This window comes from Gloeotrichia echinulata CP02, from assembly GCA_038087035.1.
In the GTDB taxonomy this organism is placed as follows: Bacteria; Cyanobacteriota; Cyanobacteriia; order Cyanobacteriales; family Nostocaceae; genus Gloeotrichia; species Gloeotrichia echinulata.
This window is the reverse complement of record CP051187.1, coordinates 4,867,368-4,886,055: the sequence shown is the minus strand read 5'-3', so window position 1 is coordinate 4,886,055 and position 18,688 is coordinate 4,867,368. Positions and strand designations below refer to the sequence as shown.

General features: G+C 41.5%; 17 protein-coding genes and 3 pseudogenes. 14 read left to right on the top strand and 6 right to left on the bottom strand.

The window, feature by feature from the left end:
• Positions 1-13 precede the first annotated feature (13 nt).
• A pseudogene (locus tag HEQ19_21460) lies at positions 14-217 on the bottom strand (YbjN domain-containing protein).
• 286 nt (positions 218-503) lie between these two features.
• Here HEQ19_21460 and HEQ19_21455 point away from each other — a divergent pair.
• The 5 genes from HEQ19_21455 to HEQ19_21435 all read left to right on the top strand — a co-directional run bounded on the left by HEQ19_21455 (position 504) and on the right by HEQ19_21435 (position 4,113).
• Entirely contained in the window at positions 504-980 is a 477-nt protein-coding gene (locus HEQ19_21455; GenBank protein ID WZI66978.1) for a hypothetical protein, read from the top strand.
• Between the two features lie 87 nt (positions 981-1,067).
• Positions 1,068-2,120 carry an aromatic ring-hydroxylating dioxygenase subunit alpha gene (locus HEQ19_21450; GenBank protein ID WYM01686.1) on the top strand — a complete coding sequence of 351 codons (1,053 nt, stop codon included), beginning with the start codon at positions 1,068-1,070 and terminating at the stop codon, positions 2,118-2,120.
• A gap of 116 nt (positions 2,121-2,236) precedes the next feature.
• Positions 2,237-2,491 carry a hypothetical protein gene (locus HEQ19_21445; GenBank protein WYM01685.1) on the top strand — a complete coding sequence of 85 codons (255 nt, stop codon included), beginning with the start codon at positions 2,237-2,239 and terminating at the stop codon, positions 2,489-2,491.
• A complete protein-coding gene (locus tag HEQ19_21440; GenBank protein ID WYM01684.1) occupies positions 2,472-2,891 on the top strand; it encodes a PIN domain-containing protein in 420 nt (139 codons plus the stop codon). The genes HEQ19_21445 and HEQ19_21440 overlap by 20 nt, the downstream gene beginning before the upstream one ends.
• Before the next feature lie 67 nt (positions 2,892-2,958).
• Positions 2,959-4,113, top strand: coding sequence for a serine/threonine-protein kinase (locus HEQ19_21435; GenBank protein ID WYM01683.1), 1,155 nt, complete (start codon positions 2,959-2,961; stop codon positions 4,111-4,113).
• Between the two features lie 63 nt (positions 4,114-4,176).
• On the opposite strand, the gene HEQ19_21430 is transcribed toward HEQ19_21435, so the two are convergent.
• The gene (locus tag HEQ19_21430) at positions 4,177-4,326 is read right to left on the bottom strand and encodes a hypothetical protein (GenBank protein WYM01682.1); all 150 of its coding nucleotides are present in this window, start codon (positions 4,324-4,326) and stop codon (positions 4,177-4,179) included.
• Between the two features lie 98 nt (positions 4,327-4,424).
• A complete protein-coding gene (gene gndA, locus HEQ19_21425) occupies positions 4,425-5,855 on the bottom strand; it encodes an NADP-dependent phosphogluconate dehydrogenase (protein ID WYM01681.1) in 1,431 nt (476 codons plus the stop codon).
• Between the two features lie 359 nt (positions 5,856-6,214).
• Here gndA and HEQ19_21420 point away from each other — a divergent pair, with 359 nt between their 5' ends.
• Complete coding sequence (locus HEQ19_21420; protein WYM01680.1) at positions 6,215-7,027, top strand: Ycf66 family protein; 813 nt, start codon at positions 6,215-6,217, stop codon at positions 7,025-7,027.
• 497 nt (positions 7,028-7,524) lie between these two features.
• Positions 7,525-8,511: a DUF4351 domain-containing protein gene (locus tag HEQ19_21410; GenBank protein ID WYM01679.1), complete on the top strand. Its 987-nt coding sequence runs from the start codon at positions 7,525-7,527 to the stop codon at positions 8,509-8,511.
• A 76-nt stretch (positions 8,512-8,587) separates the two neighbouring features.
• On the opposite strand, the gene HEQ19_21405 is transcribed toward HEQ19_21410, so the two are convergent.
• Together HEQ19_21405 and HEQ19_21400 are read right to left on the bottom strand one after the other, a co-directional pair.
• A complete protein-coding gene (locus HEQ19_21405) occupies positions 8,588-8,986 on the bottom strand; it encodes a transcriptional regulator (protein ID WYM01678.1) in 399 nt (132 codons plus the stop codon).
• Positions 8,987-8,998: 12 nt separating this feature from the next.
• Positions 8,999-9,298 (bottom strand): type II toxin-antitoxin system HigB family toxin, encoded by a 300-nt coding sequence (locus HEQ19_21400; GenBank protein WYM01677.1) that lies wholly within the window; start codon positions 9,296-9,298, stop codon positions 8,999-9,001.
• A 184-nt stretch (positions 9,299-9,482) separates the two neighbouring features.
• Between HEQ19_21400 and ileS the strand changes: the two genes are divergently transcribed.
• From ileS to HEQ19_21375, 5 genes and pseudogenes are all read left to right on the top strand, one after another.
• Positions 9,483-12,365: an isoleucine--tRNA ligase gene (gene ileS, locus HEQ19_21395; protein ID WYM01676.1), complete on the top strand. Its 2,883-nt coding sequence runs from the start codon at positions 9,483-9,485 to the stop codon at positions 12,363-12,365.
• Positions 12,366-12,584: 219 nt separating this feature from the next.
• Positions 12,585-12,830, top strand: coding sequence for a hypothetical protein (locus HEQ19_21390; protein ID WYM01675.1), 246 nt, complete (start codon positions 12,585-12,587; stop codon positions 12,828-12,830).
• 217 nt (positions 12,831-13,047) lie between these two features.
• A complete protein-coding gene (locus HEQ19_21385) occupies positions 13,048-13,476 on the top strand; it encodes a sugar ABC transporter permease (GenBank protein ID WYM01674.1) in 429 nt (142 codons plus the stop codon).
• A pseudogene (locus tag HEQ19_21380) lies at positions 13,445-13,600 on the top strand (caspase family protein). The gene HEQ19_21385 and the pseudogene HEQ19_21380 overlap by 32 nt, the downstream one beginning before the upstream one ends.
• A gap of 200 nt (positions 13,601-13,800) precedes the next feature.
• A pseudogene (locus HEQ19_21375) lies at positions 13,801-14,223 on the top strand (formylglycine-generating enzyme family protein).
• A 313-nt stretch (positions 14,224-14,536) separates the two neighbouring features.
• Here the strand turns inward: HEQ19_21375 and HEQ19_21370 are convergent.
• On the bottom strand, positions 14,537-15,421 hold the full coding sequence (locus HEQ19_21370; protein WYM01672.1) for a ParA family protein: 885 nt from the start codon (positions 15,419-15,421) through the stop codon (positions 14,537-14,539).
• 215 nt (positions 15,422-15,636) lie between these two features.
• Here HEQ19_21370 and HEQ19_21365 point away from each other — a divergent pair, with 215 nt between their 5' ends.
• On the top strand, positions 15,637-16,857 hold the full coding sequence (locus HEQ19_21365) for an RNA-guided endonuclease TnpB family protein (protein ID WYM01671.1): 1,221 nt from the start codon (positions 15,637-15,639) through the stop codon (positions 16,855-16,857).
• Between the two features lie 436 nt (positions 16,858-17,293).
• Complete coding sequence (locus HEQ19_21360) at positions 17,294-18,685, top strand: AAA family ATPase (protein ID WZI66977.1); 1,392 nt, start codon at positions 17,294-17,296, stop codon at positions 18,683-18,685.
• The last annotated feature ends 3 nt before the right edge of the window (positions 18,686-18,688 follow it).

The following is an 18,688-nucleotide window of genomic DNA, read 5'->3' as shown; positions in this document are numbered from 1 at the left end:
GCGAACCGATAAGTTAAGCTAGACCAAATTCAGATTGTAAGGCTTCATCATTATCATCGGCGATTGTTGCCACGATGGTAATCAGTCGGGAGACTTCACCTGGTGACAACTCCGCCAGGGTGCGTGTTGAGATGACAACCACTTGGTTGTCAATAATACCGAAACGGGCTTCAAAGGTGCTAGAACAATTTAATTCCAACAGATACCGCAGTAATCGGCTCTTCCGTACTTAGCGTGCTGAATTTGTTAAAAAATAAGTTTGAAACCCTTGTGTGGCTCCGATAAAAGCCATTATTTTTTGTATTTGAGCTACTGTTACTAAAAATCAAATTATAAACGCCTGTAAGCCTTGTTATTAAAGCAATTTAATCGACTTTCATTAATAATTAAGCACGCTACACACGCAAGAGCCACAACTTGCAAATCCTGGAAATCATATTATTCAGAATATAATTACAATTGGAAATAATAGTATGTCACAGCCTAACAATGGAGATATAAATATGACTAACAACCCAGGTGGATTCTCTGTAGGTGGTTCTCTAGGTGGCGACGTTAACAACGTCCAAGGTGACAACAACCGCGCAGTTCAAGGCGATAATAACCAAACACAGCTTGGTGATGGTAATCAAGTTACGCAACAGAACCAAGTGGGGGAAAATGCTAAAACACCGCTAACTAAAAAGGATGTTATCAAGTTATTAGCAGAACTTGAAGTTTTGGTTAAAACCGCAGAATTGCCAGCAGAAACTAAAGAAGAAATAGTTGATGATTTGAATTCGGCAAAGAAAGCTACCGATAAAGAGGAACCAAATAAAAACCGAGCATTAGACCGTTTGGGAAGCGTTGCAGAAACTCTTGAAAAAACGAGTAAAACTGTAGAATCAAGTCACAAAATCTGGACAACAGCCAAACCGATTATTGTTAAAATTGCAACTTGGTTAGGTGCTGCGGCTGGTTCTCACATACTAGGGTTGTAGTTTAGCCAACTTGTGCATCTCCTACTCTTGACTTTTGACTCTTGACTGTTGTTAAACTACAAACGCCGAATCAGGATAAGCATACCTATGTCTTCTCTTTCCCAAACTGTGCAAAATCAGGATGTACGTTCCTTGGGTATTAACCCAAATCACTGGTATGTGGTTGCGCGTAGTAGTGAGGTAACAAATAAACCCGTGAGTGTGAGACTTTGGCAGCAGGCGATGGCACTCTATCGTGATAGTACAGGAAAAATTCACGCCTTAGAAGACCGTTGTCCCCATCGCCAAGTTAAACTTAGTCACGGACGAGTAATTGGTAATGAATTGGAATGTGCTTATCACGGTTGGCGCTTCAATTTAGCGGGTGAATGTGCAGCAGTTCCTTACTTAGAAGAAAATCAGAAATTACCAACTTGTAAAATTCATCGTTACCCAGTCAAAGAACAAGACGGTTTTATTTGGCTATTTCCTGGAAATGGGGAACCATCTGTAGAACCTATGGGTTTACCAGAATGGGAACATTTGAATTATATTGCCACAGTTTCTGTGATTAACTGTAACGCCCATTATTCCTATTTAATTGAAAATCTGATGGATATGTATCACGGTCATTTACATCAAGATTTACAAGCTTGGGCAGAAGCATCACTAGAAGATATTGACGAAAATGATAACCGAGTTGATGCCCATTATACTGCCCAAAGTTATTATAAAATAGATAAAATTTGGTCAATTTCCCAGTTGTTTTTGCCAGCATTGCGGCGGTTACATCCTGAACCTTTGGATGTGAGTTATGTTTATCCCCATTGGGCTTCAAGATTGGGGAATGATTTTAAGATTTATTGTTTAATATGTCCGGTGAGTGAGACAGAAACTAAAGCTTACTTGATACATTTTACTTCATTAAATGCCTTTTGGCGATTGCACAAATTACCTGTCTGGTTTCGGCGATTTGTGAAAGATAGTTTATTTGGTGCAGCGCAAAAGTTACTTGATGGTTTGGTGGTGCAAGATGTGCAGATGATTGAAGAAGAACAACAGACGTATTTACAGAATCCCCACAGGCGGAATTATGAGTTAAATCGGGCGTTGGTGAGTGTGCAAAAGTTAATGCGGAGTCAATTTGAGAGGTTGGGGTGATTTCTCTGTTCCCTTTTAAGGGAATTGAAATCAAACAAGCATATAATGACACCAGCAATAAAGTAGCGACAGAATGCTAGAATTGCTTTAGCACAGATGCTTTCACAAGAGGCGGCGTGGAAAAAATAGAACTGCAACTCGACGAGAAAACCCTAGAGAAAGCACTCGCTTTGGCTAAGTCGCGCCACTGCGACTTGTCAGACTTGATTGCATACGCAATTGCTCAACTAGCTACAACAGAACCACCAAAAGACCACTTGTTAGGACTATTTGCTGATGATCCTGAGTCAGTAGATGAGATGCTAGAAGAGGTAATGAAGGATCGCGCAGCACACCCATTAAATCAACGATTTGGACAAAGTATTACTTGACACCGATATTTTTTCTGAGCTTCTCAAAGGCATCAATCAGCGTGTTGCCGCGAAGGCTTTTAGCTATCATGGTAACTTTGGTTACTATACTATCTGCACCATTACAGTCTTAGAGATTGTCAAAGGCTGGCACAAGCGCCAACGGGAAGATAAGATTCAGCAGTTTTTTGCTGAAATTATTGAGGCTGAAGTGTTAACACTGCAACTCAGTGATGCTGAGTTAGCAGGACGCATTTATGCAGATCTAGAACGCACAGGGCAACCGATAGGACTTGCTGATTCTATCATTGCGGCTATTGCGATCCAACATGATTTGATTTTAGTCACTGGTAATTTAGGGCACTATGAGCGGATTCAAGGACTGGGTTACAGGCTGAAGTTGGATAATTGGCGAATCTAAAGACTCTTCTGGCTAGTACAAGGCACAATAAAGACATATAAGAGCGATTTGATGCGCCACCCTGACAATGAGCTACTGTCTTAATCCCCGCTGTTCTAAGCCTGAAAATCCCGATAATGTCAAATTTTGCCACAGTTGTGGTTCCAAGTTACTGCTTAAAGAACGCTACCGCGCTATCAAAGCGATAGGACAAGGTGGTTTTGGCCGAACCTTTTTGGCTGTGGATGAGGATAAACCCTCAAAACCGCGCTGTGTGATTAAGCAATTTTACCCCCAAGCCCAAGGTACGGATACTGTGCAAAAGGCGGCGGAGTTATTTAATCAAGAAGCGGTACAATTGGATGAATTGGGACAACATCCCCAAATTCCTGAATTATTGGCATATTTCACCCAAGATGATAGACAGTATCTGGTACAAGAATTTATTGATGGGTACAACTTAGCCCAGGAATTATCCCAAAAGGGCGCTTTTAACGAAATGCAAATTCGGCAGTTATTAACTGATTTGTTAATCATACTGCAATTTTGTCACGCGAAACAAGTTATTCACCGGGATATTAAGCCAGAAAATATTATTTTGCGTAGTAGTGATAGAAAACTCGTATTAGTAGATTTTGGCGCTGCAAAAGCCTTCAATAGTAATGCTGTGAATCAAACGGGTACAAGTATTGGTAGTCCCGAATATGTAGCCCCAGAACAAATGAGAGGACGGGCGCTTTTTGCCAGTGATATATATAGTTTGGGTGCAACTTGTATTCGGTTATTAACCGAGCGATCGCCCTTTGATTCTTATGATATTAATAATGATACTTGGCTGTGGCAACAATATGTCAAAACTCCTGTGAGTAATCAATTGAGCCGCATTCTCAACAAAATGTTAGAAACTATCCCCATGCGGCGTTATCAAACAGTCGATGAAGTTCTCAAAGACTTCAATCAAAATTTACCATTAGCTTCCACACCAGCTACACCAACAAAGTCTATTCCCCAATCACCGCCTATTTCTACACCTGCAGCTAGTCCAAAATCTGCTAGCCAAATTGATAGAGAATTAGAGGAAATGAAAACGCAATTTTTGGGTGGTAATAAACACCAAAATAATATACCCACTGCACCGCCAACTCCATTACCAATACCAAAATCTCAGCCTACTAGCAAAACCCAAATCGATACCGAATTAGAAGAATTAAAAGCTAAATATCTGGAGAATAATAACCCATGATGGGGATTGGGGATTGGGGAGTTAGGAGTTAGGAGTTAGGAGTTGGGAGTTAGGAGTTAGGAGTTAGGAGTTAGGAGTTAGGAGTTGGGAGTTAGGAGTTAGGAGTTGGGAGTTAAATACAAATAACCAATGACAAATGACAAATGACAAATGACAAATGACAAATGACAAATGACAAATAACAAATGACAAATGACAAATGACAAATGACAAATAAGAAAGTGACCCTGAAATTCAGAGTCACTCTCAAATATTCAGCCTAAAACACTCAAAGCATTCGCAAGAGGCCAATCATGTAGAGGCGTGAAAGTTTATTTTTTAGATTCAGTGATGGGAACCCATTCGGTGTGGAAGCTACCAGGCTTGTCGGTACGCAAGTAGGTATGTGCGCCGAAGTAGTCGCGTTGTGCTTGAGTTAGGTTTTGAGGTAAACGAGCGGTGCGATAGCTATCGAAATAATCCAAAGAAGCACTAAAAGCTGGTACTGGAATTCCCAGTTTGGCTGCAGTGATGATTACTTCGCGCCAAGCTGCTTGTCTGTCGAGAATTGTTTGCTTAAATTCGGGAGCTAATAGCAAGTTAGGCAATTCTGCATTTTCGTCAAAAGCTTTCTTAATCTTATTCAAGAAACCAGCGCGAATAATACAACCACCTTTCCAAATCCGCGCCAATTCACCCAAAGTTAAATTCCAATTATAGGTCTTGGAAGCTGTAGATAACAGCGCCATCCCTTGAGCGTAAGAACAGATTTTGGAACAGTAAAGTGCATCACGTACTTTGTCAACAAAATCCTTCACTGACCCATCATACTTGCCGCTGGGTCCTGTGAGTTGCTTAGATGCTGCAATCCGCTCATCTCTAATAGAAGAGATAATCCGAGCATTGACTGCTGCTGTAATTGTGGGAATAGAAACTCCTAATTCCAACGCAGTTTGCACTGTCCAGCGTCCAGTTCCCTTTTGACCGGCTGCATCAACAATCAAATCAACCAAGGGAAGATTTGTTTCCGGGTCAATGTAGGGGAAAATATTAGCTGTAATCTCAATCAAAAATGAATTGAGTTCGTCGGTGGTGTTCCATTCAGTAAACACCTCATGTAGCTGATTATGGTCAAGACCAGCGGCATTTTTCAGCAAATCGTAGGCTTCTGCAATCAGCTGCATATCGCCATACTCAATACCGTTGTGTACCATTTTGACGTAGTGACCAGAACCACCGGGTCCAATATAGGTTACACAAGGACCATCATCGACTTGGGCAGCAATTTTGTTGAAAATTGGCGATAGATACTCGTAGGAGCTTTGTGTACCACCAGGCATCAGTGAGGGTCCATTGAGGGCGCCTTCTTCACCGCCACTGACACCCATACCAATATAGCGAAGTCCAGAGGGTTCTAATTCCTGAGTGCGTCGTTCTGTATCTTCAAACCAAGAGTTACCGCCGTCGATAATGATATCGCCTTCATCCAGCAAAGGTTTTAGCTGGGCAATAACTGCATCCACTGGCTTACCAGCTTGCACCATCACTAAAATTTTGCGGGGACGTTCTAGTGAAGCGACAAATTCTTCCAAGGTAAAGGCAGCTTTGACATTACGTCCGGGGGCACGCTGCGCCATGAAGGCATCGGTTTTTTCTCTGGAGCGGTTGTAAACTGCAATTGGGAAACCATTACGCTCGACGTTCAGAGCGATATTCTCGCCCATAACGGCTAAACCAATCACACCAAAGCTTTGTAGTGTCATAAACTATGTTTTGGCTAACTCTTGCAGATCCTTTTATCTTTTAGGGTAATCCGAGAATTTCGGTTCACTTCTAAAGAAGACATTAAGAGTTTACAGGATCAGGAAAAAACTACAACTAACACAGAAAATTAGTTTTAATTTGTATCAGAATCGACAATTGAGTTCCAAAATTTGCAAAATAGATAGTTGAGGGATGGGGGATTGGGGATTGGTGATTGGTGATTGGGGACTGGGGATTGGGAAAAAATTTAGTTTACCAAATGAGTTTTTCTTTCTAATACCTAATACCTAATCCCTAATACCTAATCCCTAATTCCCAATCCCTAATCCCCAATCCCTAGTTAAAGGAGTACCAAATAATGCTGGCATATATCCTAGCTTTCGCAGTAGGTATTGGTAGTTTAGCTATCTACCTAGTGGCTTTCTTTTTCCCGGAAATCCACCGCAAGAATGACTTTATCTTGAGTGGTGTAGGGCTTTTTTACGCCTTGATATTATGGGTATTTTCACCACGCATTACTGGTGGCCTTTTGCTGGGTCATGTGGCTAGTGTCGCCCTTTTGTGGTGGTTTGGTTGGCAAACTCTTTCGTTACGGCGCCAGCTGACGCCACAGACAGAACAAACACCAGTACCCAGTTCGGAAACAGTGAAAACATCGATTCAGCAGCAGGTAACTAAGTTGTCTGTTCAACAACGGCTAGCCCAGTTGCAACAGGGTATTACTGGTGTCTTCAGCGGTGCGAAAAACCGAGTGCAACAAACTACAACCAAAAAAGCACCCCCAACCCCAGCCGCGAAACCTGCTGTTGAGATTATCGATAAGAGAACTCCTGTGACAGAAAAAGCAGCCGAGGAAATAGTTGTTACTGAATCTCCTACACCAGTAGTAGAAGAAGCAGCAGAGGAAACAGTTACTACTGAATCTCCTACTGTAATACTAGAACAACCAGCGCAGGAAGCAGTTGCGCCTGTTGAGGTAGAATCCAAAACCGACACAGTACCGGAAGTAATTCCACCAAATCCCCCATCTGTCGAATTGGTGGAAGCAGCGCAACCGGAAACTGAGGAGAAACCACCAATACCTGTGGCGGAAGTTGCGCCAGATGCAGTATTAGCGCCTCCTCCAGAAGCCGCGCCAGAGCAAAAGTTGCCAAATAATCAGGCTAATTGAATTGAGTGAAACCCAGCGTTAATCTAAGATACAGCGGGTTGCAATTGAGTGGAGTAAAGATCATCTTACAGCAGTTTTCAGGTATTTAGACCACACCTCGATATCTGTATTTCTTTCTTCCTTTGCGCCTTTGCGCCTTTGCGTGAGATATAAAAATGTGGTTCATTTATCTGAAAATCGCTGTAAGGGCACAGCAATGCTGTGCCCCTACCCGCTTACCTCATTCACTCGAAAATTGCTGTAATGTTGGGTTTCACAAATATAACATGAGTAAAAGTTACAAAATTTATCTCGATGTTTGTTCTTTGAATCGAACTCTAGAGAATTTAGAACAATGTTGCGGCGTTGTTCTTCGCTCATTTGATCACCACAAATATGTAGAATTAGTTGTAGGTGGATGAGGCGCCGTGATTTACTGATATTAACAGATGTCCAAAATCTGCGCCATAACTCACCCTTGTAAACCGGTCAGCCATTCCCCATTCCCTTTTCTCTGCATGACTAGATTTATCCATGACAAATTCGCCAAAGACTATCTAGAAGAACTACTAAAAAATTATGGAGAAGTTCAAGCACCCAGCCGCATTGCGGGAGAAGTGCGAGAAATTGATGTTTTATTTTCTCCCTTTCCCTCGCAAATAGCTAATTTAGAAATCTTAGGATTATTAGGTAAATTAGCAGCAACACCCGCCATTTTTGAACCATTTCGCAATCCAGCAACCAAAGAAGAGATTTGTGATTGTCTATTAAAATTGCTGGAACTGAGAGGCGCATTACAACGAGAAGCTAATCGGAATAAAACGCCAAATTCAGAAATCAAAAATCCCCATCTATGGATACTCACACCCACTGCATCAACACAAATACTCGCGGGATTTAAAGCTACAGAAAAGCCAGAATGGTTGCCAGGAATATATTTTTTGGGTGAGTATTTGCGAACGGCGATTGTGGTGATTCATCAATTACCCCGCACACCAGAAACTTTATGGTTAAGAGTCCTGGGACGTGAAAAAGTCCAGAAACAAGCAATTGATGAATTAATCACACTCCCAGCAAATCACCCATTTCAGAGAGTGATGTTAGAATTGCTTTACAACCTACAGCAGAACTTGAGAATCAATCAAAATTCAGAACCAGAGGATAGGGAGTTAATTATGAGATTAGCACCGCTTTATCAACAAGATAGGGAAAAAGCTATTCAGGAAGGACTTGAACGAGGACTTGAACGAGGACTTGAACGAGGACTAGAGCGAGGACTAGAGCGAGGACTAGAACAAGGTCGAGAACAAGGAGAGCAAAGGTTAATTTTGCGGTTGCTTAATCGGCGGTTTGGTGAGATTGAGTTATCGTTAATTGAGCAAATTAAAAAATTATCGCTGACAAAATTGGAAGCCTTGGGAGATGCATTGTTAGATTTCTCAGCATTGGCTGATTTAGCAACCTGGTTACAGCAGCAAAAGGAAATAAACGGCGAGTTAAAATAGGTATGTAGCGTGGGCACTGTCTAACATCAGATTAAAGCCTGATTTTAATCTTGTCTCCAGTGCCCTAACTATTAAGCTAGATAAACAATGCAGGAGAAACATGAAAAAATTCTCCGAGTGCTTTTGCTTGAGCTTTACTAATTGCTCGTTTTCTATTCACAACCTCAGAAACCACACCTTTAGAACCAATAATTCCTACTAAATCAGATTGTTTAATTGCCCTAGCATCCATTAAATGGTCTAGCATTGCATGGGGAGATGATGGTTCAATAGGATAGTGTTTATTTTCAAAGTCTTCAATAATAGTAACTAATAATTGCAAAATAGCTGTTTGTTCTGGTGTACGTTGTTGATCAGCCATTAATTTTTCAACAGTTTCTAAAGCGTGATCATATTCTTCTTCGGTTGTGATAACTTTGGGTTGATACTCTACTAACAGTTGACTGTAAGTGTTTTTATCTAAGGAGATAGTCATGGTTAACTCCTGTTAAAATAAAGGGTCATTTTTCCATTTTTCTTTATCATACTCAGCATGTGTTAAAAAATATTTGTAGTAGATTGTTTGGATGGCATAATCAATACTAACAATTAAACGGTAAGAATTACCTTTGATGTTGAATACAATAAAATTGCCTACTGCATCTGCTGTGGGGTACAATTGTCTCAGTTCATTAAAATTCTCCCATGATGCAGATTTTATGACTCGATACCAAGAGTTAACCGATTCCACTGCATCTGGGTATTTATCAGCATCAGCACGTAAATTACGAATGCTGATTAGGTGCATATTTTATTTTTCATCTAAGAATACAAATGTTGACTTTATACATGTTCTCATTTAGAGAACCTTTTGTCAATAGCACTCAGATACCCGCCTCACCCTGTCAAGGTGGGGAAAATCGTTAATTTTGCTCCTCATGCCATCTTCTATAATTAATAAAACCTGCACACATAATCCTAGGCATGAGACTGTGACAGAATCAGGAAGCTACAAAGATACAGTAAACCTACCCAAGACTAACTTTGATATGCGGGCGAACGCCATCAAGCGTGAGCCGGAAATCCAAAAATTTTGGTCAGAAAATCAAATTTTCGATCGCCTGTCCCAAAACAACCCAGGTGAATTATTTATACTGCACGATGGGCCTCCCTACGCTAACGGCTCACTCCATATTGGTCATGCCTTAAATAAAATTCTCAAAGATATTATTAACCGCTACCAATTGCTGCAAGGGCGTAAAGTTCGCTACGTTCCTGGGTGGGATTGTCACGGATTGCCGATTGAGTTGAAAGTTCTGCAGAATATGAAGTCAGCAGAACGGCAAAATTTGACACCTCTGCAATTACGCCAAAAAGCCAAACAATTCGCCCAAGAAACAGTCAAAGAACAAAGCCAAAGCTTTCAACGCTACGGTGTTTGGGGTGATTTTACACATCCTTACTTGACATTGCAGCCAGAATATGAAGCGGCGCAAATTGGCGTTTTCGGCGAGATGTTCCTCAAAGGTTACATCTATCGCGGGTTAAAGCCGGTTCACTGGAGTCCAAGCTCAAAAACGGCTTTGGCTGAAGCTGAGTTAGAATATCCCGAAGGTCACACTTCCCGCAGTATCTACGCTGCATTCCCCGTCACGAGTTTGTCTGAGGCTTTAAAACCAACTTTGGGCGAATATCTCCCTGATTTGGGTGTCGCTATCTGGACAACTACACCCTGGACAATTCCCGGTAATTTGGCTGTAGCGGTGAATGGTGATTTGAATTATGCTGTTGTGGAAGTTTCACGCAGAGACGCAGAGGCGCAGAGAGGATTTAAATATCTCATCGTCGCGGCTGATTTGGTGGAACGTCTTTCAGCAACGATCGCATCTGATTTAACGGTAAAAGCCACATTCAAAGGGAAAGATTTAGAACATACAACTTACCGCCATCCCCTATTCGACAGAGAGAGTCCGGTGGTTGTAGGTGGCGATTATATTACCACTGAGTCGGGGACGGGGTTGGTACACACTGCCCCTGGTCATGGTCAAGAAGACTACATTGTCGGTCAACGTTATGGTTTACCTATCCTGGCGCCGGTAGATGATAATGGTGATTTCACCCAGGAAGCGGGACAGTTTGCGGGGTTGAATGTTCTGGGTGATGGAAATCAGGCGGTAATTGATGCTTTGACCGCTGCGGGTTCGCTGTTGAAGGAGGAAGCCTACGCCCATAAATATCCTTACGATTGGCGGACGAAAAAGCCGACGATTTTCCGCGCTACAGAACAATGGTTTGCATCTGTGGAAGGATTTCGCGAAGCAGCATTAAAGGCGATCGCTGTGGTAAAATGGATTCCAGCCCAAGGCGAAAATCGCATCACGCCAATGGTGGCTGAACGTTCTGATTGGTGTATCTCCCGTCAGCGGAGTTGGGGTGTACCCATTCCCGTGTTCTACGATGAAGAAACTGGGGAAATACTCCTGAATGCGGAAACCATCAACCACGTCCAAGCCATTATTGCCGCAAAAGGTTCTGATGCTTGGTGGGATCTGTCGGTAGAGGAGTTATTACCAGAACCATACCGCAATAATGGCAGATCTTACCGCCGAGGTACAGATACAATGGATGTGTGGTTTGATTCTGGTTCTTCTTGGGCATCGGTCGCCCAGCAACGTCCAGAGTTAGGCTATCCTGTAGATATGTATCTGGAAGGTTCTGACCAACATCGCGGCTGGTTCCAGTCGAGTTTGCTCACCAGTGTAGCTGTGAATGGCTTTGCACCTTACAAAACTGTGTTGACTCACGGCTTTGTTCTGGATGAACAAGGACGGAAAATGAGTAAATCTGTGGGGAATGTGGTTGACCCCCAGGTGATGATTTTGGGTGGTAAAGACCAGAAAAAAGAACCCGCCTACGGTGCAGATGTATTGCGGTTGTGGGTGTCGTCGGTAGATTATACTGCTGATGTGCGCTTGGGTGGTAATATCATCAAGCAGCTAAACGATGTCAGGGGTAAGATTCGCAATACAGCGCGGTTCTTGTTGGGTAGTTTGCATGACTTCGACCCAGAAAAGGATACCGTCCCCTTCGAGGAATTACCTGAACTCGACCGCTATATGTTGCATCGCATGACCGAGGTGTTTAAGGAGGTAACAGAAGCTTTTGACAATTTCCAATTCTTCCGGTTCTTCCAAACAGTGCAGAATTTCTGTGTTGTGGATTTATCCAACTTTTATTTGGATGTCGCCAAAGATAGATTGTACATCAGTGCAGTGGATGCTTTCCGTCGTCGCAGTTGTCAAACAGTGCTGAAAATCGCTTTAGAGAACTTAGCACGAGCGATCGCCCCCGTGTTATGTCATACTGCAGAAGACATTTGGCAATTTCTCCCCTACAAAACACCATACAAATCGGTATTTGAAGCCGGATGGGTGCAAGTAGAGGAAGAATGGGAGAATCCCGACTTAGGAGAATTTTGGGAAGCACTGCGACAACTGGGCACTGATGTGAACAAGGTGTTGGAACAAGCCAGGATAGAAAAATTGATTGGTTCTTCTCTAGAAGCGAAAGCTTTGATTCATATACCCCACAAACAGTTAGGCGATGCTATCAAAGCCTTTAACCCAGTTAAAGGTAACGGTATTGATGAACTGCGCTATTTATTGCTGACTTCTCAGGTGGAATTATTAGATTCAACGGAGAAATTGCAAGGATTGAAATATACAGCGCAGACAGAAGACTGGACAATTGGGGTAGTGAACGCAGAAGGACAGAAGTGCGATCGCTGTTGGAATTATTCTGTCCATGTGGGAGAATCAGCAGAGCATCCCCTATTGTGTGAAAGGTGCGTTGGAGCCTTAGCGGGAGAGTTTTAAAACTTCGTAGTCTGTAGGGTGCGTCAGACAGGTTAATTTTCCACGAAGATAATTAATTTTCGGTTTCTGACGCACCTACTTCATATAACTAGGAACTTACGTTATAGCGTTTCTCGCCCTAGTGAGGTACATCGGTAAGGGCACGGCAGTGCCGTGCCCCTACATCGCGTGATACAATTTTGTACCTCATCTGAATAGGAAGTGCTATAGTGAAAATCTATGACTAATCTCTTACAAGAAGCATTTGCCGTCGTCTCACAGCTACCTGATGCTGAACAGAATGCCATCGCTCAACTTATTTTGCAGCAAATAGCCCAGCGCGATCAAGCACTACATAAAATACCTATAGATTTTATGCAATTCGCTGGTATTGCTAGTGCTGAAGAAAGTATAGTTCTGCAAACTCTCGAACATGAGATTGAAGAACAGCGATCATTAGACCTCCAAAGACAACTTGACCTGTGAAAAAAGCTTTATAGCGGTTCTCAGTTGGATGGAATACAAAACTATATCATCGCGTGTAGTAGCACAGCAATGCCGTGCCCCGAAGAGTGTATTGGACTCAACCGAGAATCGCTATAATTGTATTTTGCATCCAACTCGGACTGGGTGTATTGAATCAAATCCTCAAAAAAAGGATATAATCGCTTAAAACGACTTTAATTATATTTAAACGATTTATATGGTCACGAAATCTAACCTCCAGCTAACCATTTCCCTGACTGAACCGGGCTTGGATGATGAAGACTTGCAAGCACAAGTGCAAAACTTGCTCCCCCAGCTAAAAGAAGTAGATGGCGTAGAAGATGCAGATTTAGTTGCGGTGGAAAATGCACCCCAGAATACAAAAGCTTTGGGCGGCTTTTCCTTGGGGACATTCAAAGCCATAGTTAATCCAGCCTTAATCAAACCTGTATTTGAGTTTCTATCTCGGTTTTCTAACAAAACCTTTGAAATGAAAATAGAAGCCTACGGTGAAAAATTCGAGCTTAAAGCTAATAATAAAGAAGATTTTATATTTATCACCCAAGAAACTGAGAAATTTCTGAAAAACGCGAAAAACAGACAAAATAGCAAAGATGGCGAAGATAGCACTGCTGATAGGGATTAGCGAATATGAGCCAGGATTAACACCCCTACCCAGCGCTGTCAAGGATGTTGAGGCGATGCGGCGAGTTTTGGTAAATCCAGACATGGGGGGTTTTGCTGCTGAAGATGTCACAGTGCTGAAAAATTCGGGCTCTTCCGTACTTAGCGTGCTAAATTTATTAAATAATCAGCTTGAAACCCTTACTGAGATACGGTAATAGCCATTATTTCCTGTATTTTTGGTCATATTGCTGAAAATTAAATTATGAACGCCTGTAAGTCTTACTTTTAAAGCAAATTTATAGACTTTAACTAATAATTAAGCACGCTAAGTACGCAAGAACCAGCCGAATGGGAATATGCTTGTCGTGGGGGAACAACCACACCGTTTTATTTTGGTGAAACGATTACCACGGATTTAGCAAATTACAACGGAAATTACACTTATGGTTCTGCACCAAAGGGTGAATATCGCGAGCAAACAACCGATGTGGGAAAATTTCCTGCAAACCCCTTTGCTTTATTTGATATGCATGGTAATATATGGGAATGGTGTCAGGATGAGTGGCACGAAAATTATAATAATGCACCAGCGGACGGCAGTGCTTGGTTAGTTGATAATGATAATCAAAATAGGCTGCTGCGTGGTGGTTCATGGTACGACTTTCCCTGGTTTTGCCGATCAGCGCGCCGCTTCTATCTCGCGTGCGACCACAGGTTGAGCGACCTGGGGTTTCGGGTGGTGGTGTTTCCGGGCAGGACTTTGTAGCGCTTTACATTTGTGCCCTTTAGCACTTTGCCCTTCTTCTCTTTACCCTTCGTAACCCTTTCGCGCTCTGCGCGAAAATCTTTTCCTAGTTTTGAGATTAGTTATTTACCTATAATACAGAAAACCGACGATTTAATCAAGTGGTATGTGCCAGTGAGGTACACCCGTAGGGGCACGGCATTGCCGTGCCCCTACACGGCGTGATATATCGACTCGGATACCAACAAACGTAGAAAAGTGCAATCCCCAGTCCCCAGTCCCTGGTCACTGAGCGGAGCCGTTCGCGTAGCGTCTCGTAGAGAAGTGCAGTACCCTACAGCTTTTCTAACAATTCTTGCGTTAACTGAAAGAATGCTTTAGAACCGGCTGATTGCGGACTGAGTAAGACAACCGGCATAAAACTATCAACAGCCTTTGCAACATTGACATCAACGGGTATTTGATTTTTACAGATTTTTTCCACACCAAAATCTTCAACCACGCGATGCATTACTTGTTTGTAATATCTACCAGTTAATAAATTGGTATTGGACATACTAAAGACAATACCCAGCATTTTGATGTCGATTTTCGCTTCCTGTTCATGACTGTCTTTTAATTGAGAGATGCGTCTTTCTAAAAGTTGAATTCCCACTATCGATAACGGCTCTGGTTTAGCAGGAAGAATGTAAAAATCACTGGCTGCTAAAGCGCTACGAGTCATGAGGTTATAACCAGGGGCGCAATCTAAGAGGATAAAATCATATTCCTGACGCACTGGTTTTAAGATGTTATTTATCAAGACTAGTTCAAAGCGATTCCAAACAGTTTCAAAGTCAGTTTCACCCAAAGCGACTGCTTCGCGATGGAGCATTTCTGAAACTACAAATTCATCATACAAATCGATATCTCCTGGTAATAAATTTAATCCAGGGAGATTACAAACTTGTCCTTGAATGATTTCTTGAATCGGAGTTTTTCCCGTTTCCGCTGGATTGATAATTTGGTCGATGAGATATCTAAATGTCTTTCTTTGTTTGCGGCGTTTAGCAAATTCCAAAGGCGACATGAGACTGAGTGTAGCGCTAATTTGGCTATCTAAGTCCAGAACCAACACCCGTTTACCATGATTTTTCGCTAAACAAGTGGCTAGGTTGACCGTGAGGGTCGTTTTACCGACACCACCTTTCATATTTGCAGTAGCAATTACATATCCCATTGGTTAAGTCCTTTAACGTGTCGCGGAAGTCCCCACCCTCAATGTACTCATAGGGTGGGGATAGGGAGCGGGGGATAAGGATTGCATCTGGAATTGATTTTTTGCCAAGCAAAAACAAATTCCAGATGTATGACGAATCCCCAATTATTTTATTTTAGTGCTTTATCAAAAATGGTATATCGTGGTAATATGGATATATCAAGGAGGTGATTTGAGTGCTGCACAAGGCTGTACAAGTTCGTTTATATCCATCAAAAGAGCAGGAAACACAACTGCGATTAGCTTTTGGTTGTGCCAGATGGTGGTGGAATTATGCTCTGAATAAGTCGATTGAGACTTACAAGGAGACGGGTAAAGGACTTAGCCGTGCTGCACTCAACGCATTTCTTCCTGTACTCAAAAAAACAGAAGATACTAAGTGGCTGGCTGATTGTTATAGCCAAGTTTTACAAGCTACTACACTGAATCTAACTACTGCGTATAAAAACTTTTTTGATCAACGTGCTGGATTTCCTCGATTCAAATCGAAGCATGGTAAACAGTCAATTCAGTATCCTCAAAATGTCAAGATTGTCGATGGTAATATCAAACTTCCAGGTAATATTGGGCTAGTAAAAGCCAAGATACATAGACCAATTGAGGGAAAAATTAAGACTGTCACTGTTAGTAAAACTCCGTCAGGTAAATACTTGGCATCTATCCTGACTGAAGTAGAAGGGGAACACCCTGCTAAAACACAAGGGAAGATTTATGGTGTTGACTTAGGGTTGAAACATTTTGCTGTTGTAACTGACGGTGAAAAAGTTTCTAAATATGACAACCCGAAACACATTGCTAAACATGACAAAAACCTCAAGCGTAAACAAAAAAAGTTAGCACGTAAAGTAAAAGGGAGTAATTCAAGAAATAAGTATAGAAAAATAGTTGCCAAGGTGTACGAACGGGTTAGTAACTCCAGGCAAGATTTTTTACATAAACTTAGTTATAAGTTAGTCAGCGATAGCCAAGCTGTCATAGTAGAGAATCTTCATGTCAAAGGCATGGTTCGTAATCATAAATTGGCGAAAGCAATATCTGATGTGGGTTGGGGAACATTTACCAACTTCTTAGCCTATAAATTGGAACGTAGTGGTGGGAAGTTGGTTGAGATTGATAGATGGTTCCCTAGTTCCAAGCTCTGCTCTAATTGTTTTTATCAGATTGGGGAGATGCCATTGGATGTCCGTGAGTGGACTTGTCCTCACTGTGGCACTCATCATGACAGGGATGGAAACGCAGCGATAAATATTAGAGCAGAGGGTATCAGAATGATCAAGGCGGAAGGTTCAGCCGTCTCTGCTGTAGGAGGGGAGGTAAGTCCTAATCTTGGGCGAAAGTCTAAGTTTAGGCACTCCCCCGTGATTACAGAAGCTCCTAGTTCAGCCGTAGGCAACTAGGAGTAGTTCACTGACGCATTCCCATTTATTTTAGGTACCGTAGATATCACCTGATTAATGGAAACTTCTGCTAAATATAATATTTTTGGGGACACGCAAAAGTATTTTCCGCGATATTCCCTCAGTTGAGGCAGTAAGCATTATATCACTCTGCTTGACTTTTAGTAATTCCTAAGTATGACTTGACAAGCAAAAGCAAAAAATTTGACTTAACATAGAGTAGATGATGTATAACGTCATAAATTAATACATTTTCTGTTAAATAAATATACTGGGTGACAATCCAGGGTGAAGAATCTGAGATACAATGTACCGTCAGATGCCTTCTAGTGGTAGTATGAATACCGACTACAGTTCGACTCTGCAAAATATTTTTTAGGCTATTGCCCCGACTAGTAGTGAATCTGATGTAGAGCAAAAGGTAGTAGTACCCCTGTTGCATCTTCTTGGTTACAGTAGTACCGATTGGCAGGCTCAAGTAGTAATTTTACAATCTAAGCTTGATTTTCTCGTGGGTTCAAGAGACTCAATTTTAATAACACCAGCCTATCTAGTTATTGAAGTCAAAGCACCCAGTAAGAATATTGCTCACAGTGTTTGGCAAATTAACAATTATATGCGCCGCACTGAATCTGTTCTTGGTTTGTTAACCAATGGCTATGATTTTCATGTATTTTCTAACGTAGATAATAAAATTACAAAAATTGTTGAATTCTCTCAACCATCATTGATTAATAAATATAGATTATTTCAGAAAATTCTCTCAAAAAAAACATATTTAAGCTACAGTTCCACCGTATATAAAAATCAACAAAATATCCGGTTACATTTTTTAAGTTTAATTTCCCAAGCGGTACAACAAGAAAATAAGATGTTTGGATTATTCAAGAAAACTCAGACTTCTGTCACGCCACCACAGCAAATCAACCCAGAAAAAACTTTAGTTCCAGTTACTCAGGAGGAAAGAAAATCGATGATTATTACTGTATTTAATAACAAAGGTGGCGTGGGTAAAACCACAACGACTATCAACCTAGCAGCGGCTCTGAGTAAGCTTGGTAAGCGGGTGCTATTGATTGATATTGACGCTCAAGCTAACCTGACAATGGGACTGGGAATAGATCCTTTGGATCATGTTGAAAAACAAGGTAAGAAAGATATTACCCATCTACTTACTGAACCAAGAACTAGCTTAGAAGAAACGATGATTCATAAGAAGTGGGATGATGTCGAACTAGATATTGTTCCATCTCATATTCGTTTAAGCGAGCTAGAAGCTACGCTGACTATGACACCAGATATTGATCGTGTATTGGCAAAAAAACTCAAAAAATACCGTGATCAATATGATTATGTCTTGATTGATCCACCCCCATCATTTGGTAAAGTTAACAATATTTCACTCATGGCGTCTTCAGGAGTTTTAATTCCTACGCATTTAGCTGCTTATCCTATCCGAGCATTAGAGTACGTTATCAACAGGGCTATTGGAGTCCATGAATTTAGAGATGAACCACTACCTATTTTGGGGATTGCAGTGAGTATGTATAATAGAGCAGCAACTAAAATTTCTTTAGCTATGACTCAGCAGATTTTTGATATTCTAGCCAAGAATCCTGAAAGTAAAAATGTAGAATTATTTCCTCAAGATACATGGATTCCCAATCTGAGCATAGTTTCAAGTACGCCGAATAAAGGATATCCAATTTGCTTTGCAGAATTTGATAACGAATTAAGCTCAAAAGACAAAGAAACTGCACAAGATGCTTTTAACTGCTATACCAAACTGGCTAAACACTTGATTTCTGTAACCAAGGAAAAGGAGTAGAAA

Bases quoted from the DNA above. Each gene is read 5' to 3' on its own strand.
- HEQ19_21455 (WZI66978.1), top strand. From the start codon at position 504: ATGACTAACAACCCAGGTGGATTCTCTGTAGGTGGTTCTCTAGGTGGC.
- HEQ19_21450 (WYM01686.1), top strand. From the start codon at position 1,068: ATGTCTTCTCTTTCCCAAACTGTGCAAAATCAGGATGTACGTTCCTTG.
- HEQ19_21435 (WYM01683.1), top strand. From the start codon at position 2,959: ATGAGCTACTGTCTTAATCCCCGCTGTTCTAAGCCTGAAAATCCCGAT.
- gndA (WYM01681.1), bottom strand. From the start codon at position 5,855: ATGACACTACAAAGCTTTGGTGTGATTGGTTTAGCCGTTATGGGCGAG.
- HEQ19_21420 (WYM01680.1), top strand. From the start codon at position 6,215: ATGCTGGCATATATCCTAGCTTTCGCAGTAGGTATTGGTAGTTTAGCT.
- HEQ19_21410 (WYM01679.1), top strand. From the start codon at position 7,525: ATGACTAGATTTATCCATGACAAATTCGCCAAAGACTATCTAGAAGAA.
- HEQ19_21405 (WYM01678.1), bottom strand. From the start codon at position 8,986: ATGACTATCTCCTTAGATAAAAACACTTACAGTCAACTGTTAGTAGAG.
- HEQ19_21400 (WYM01677.1), bottom strand. From the start codon at position 9,298: ATGCACCTAATCAGCATTCGTAATTTACGTGCTGATGCTGATAAATAC.
- HEQ19_21390 (WYM01675.1), top strand. From the start codon at position 12,585: ATGACTAATCTCTTACAAGAAGCATTTGCCGTCGTCTCACAGCTACCT.
- HEQ19_21385 (WYM01674.1), top strand. From the start codon at position 13,048: ATGGTCACGAAATCTAACCTCCAGCTAACCATTTCCCTGACTGAACCG.
- HEQ19_21370 (WYM01672.1), bottom strand. From the start codon at position 15,421: ATGGGATATGTAATTGCTACTGCAAATATGAAAGGTGGTGTCGGTAAA.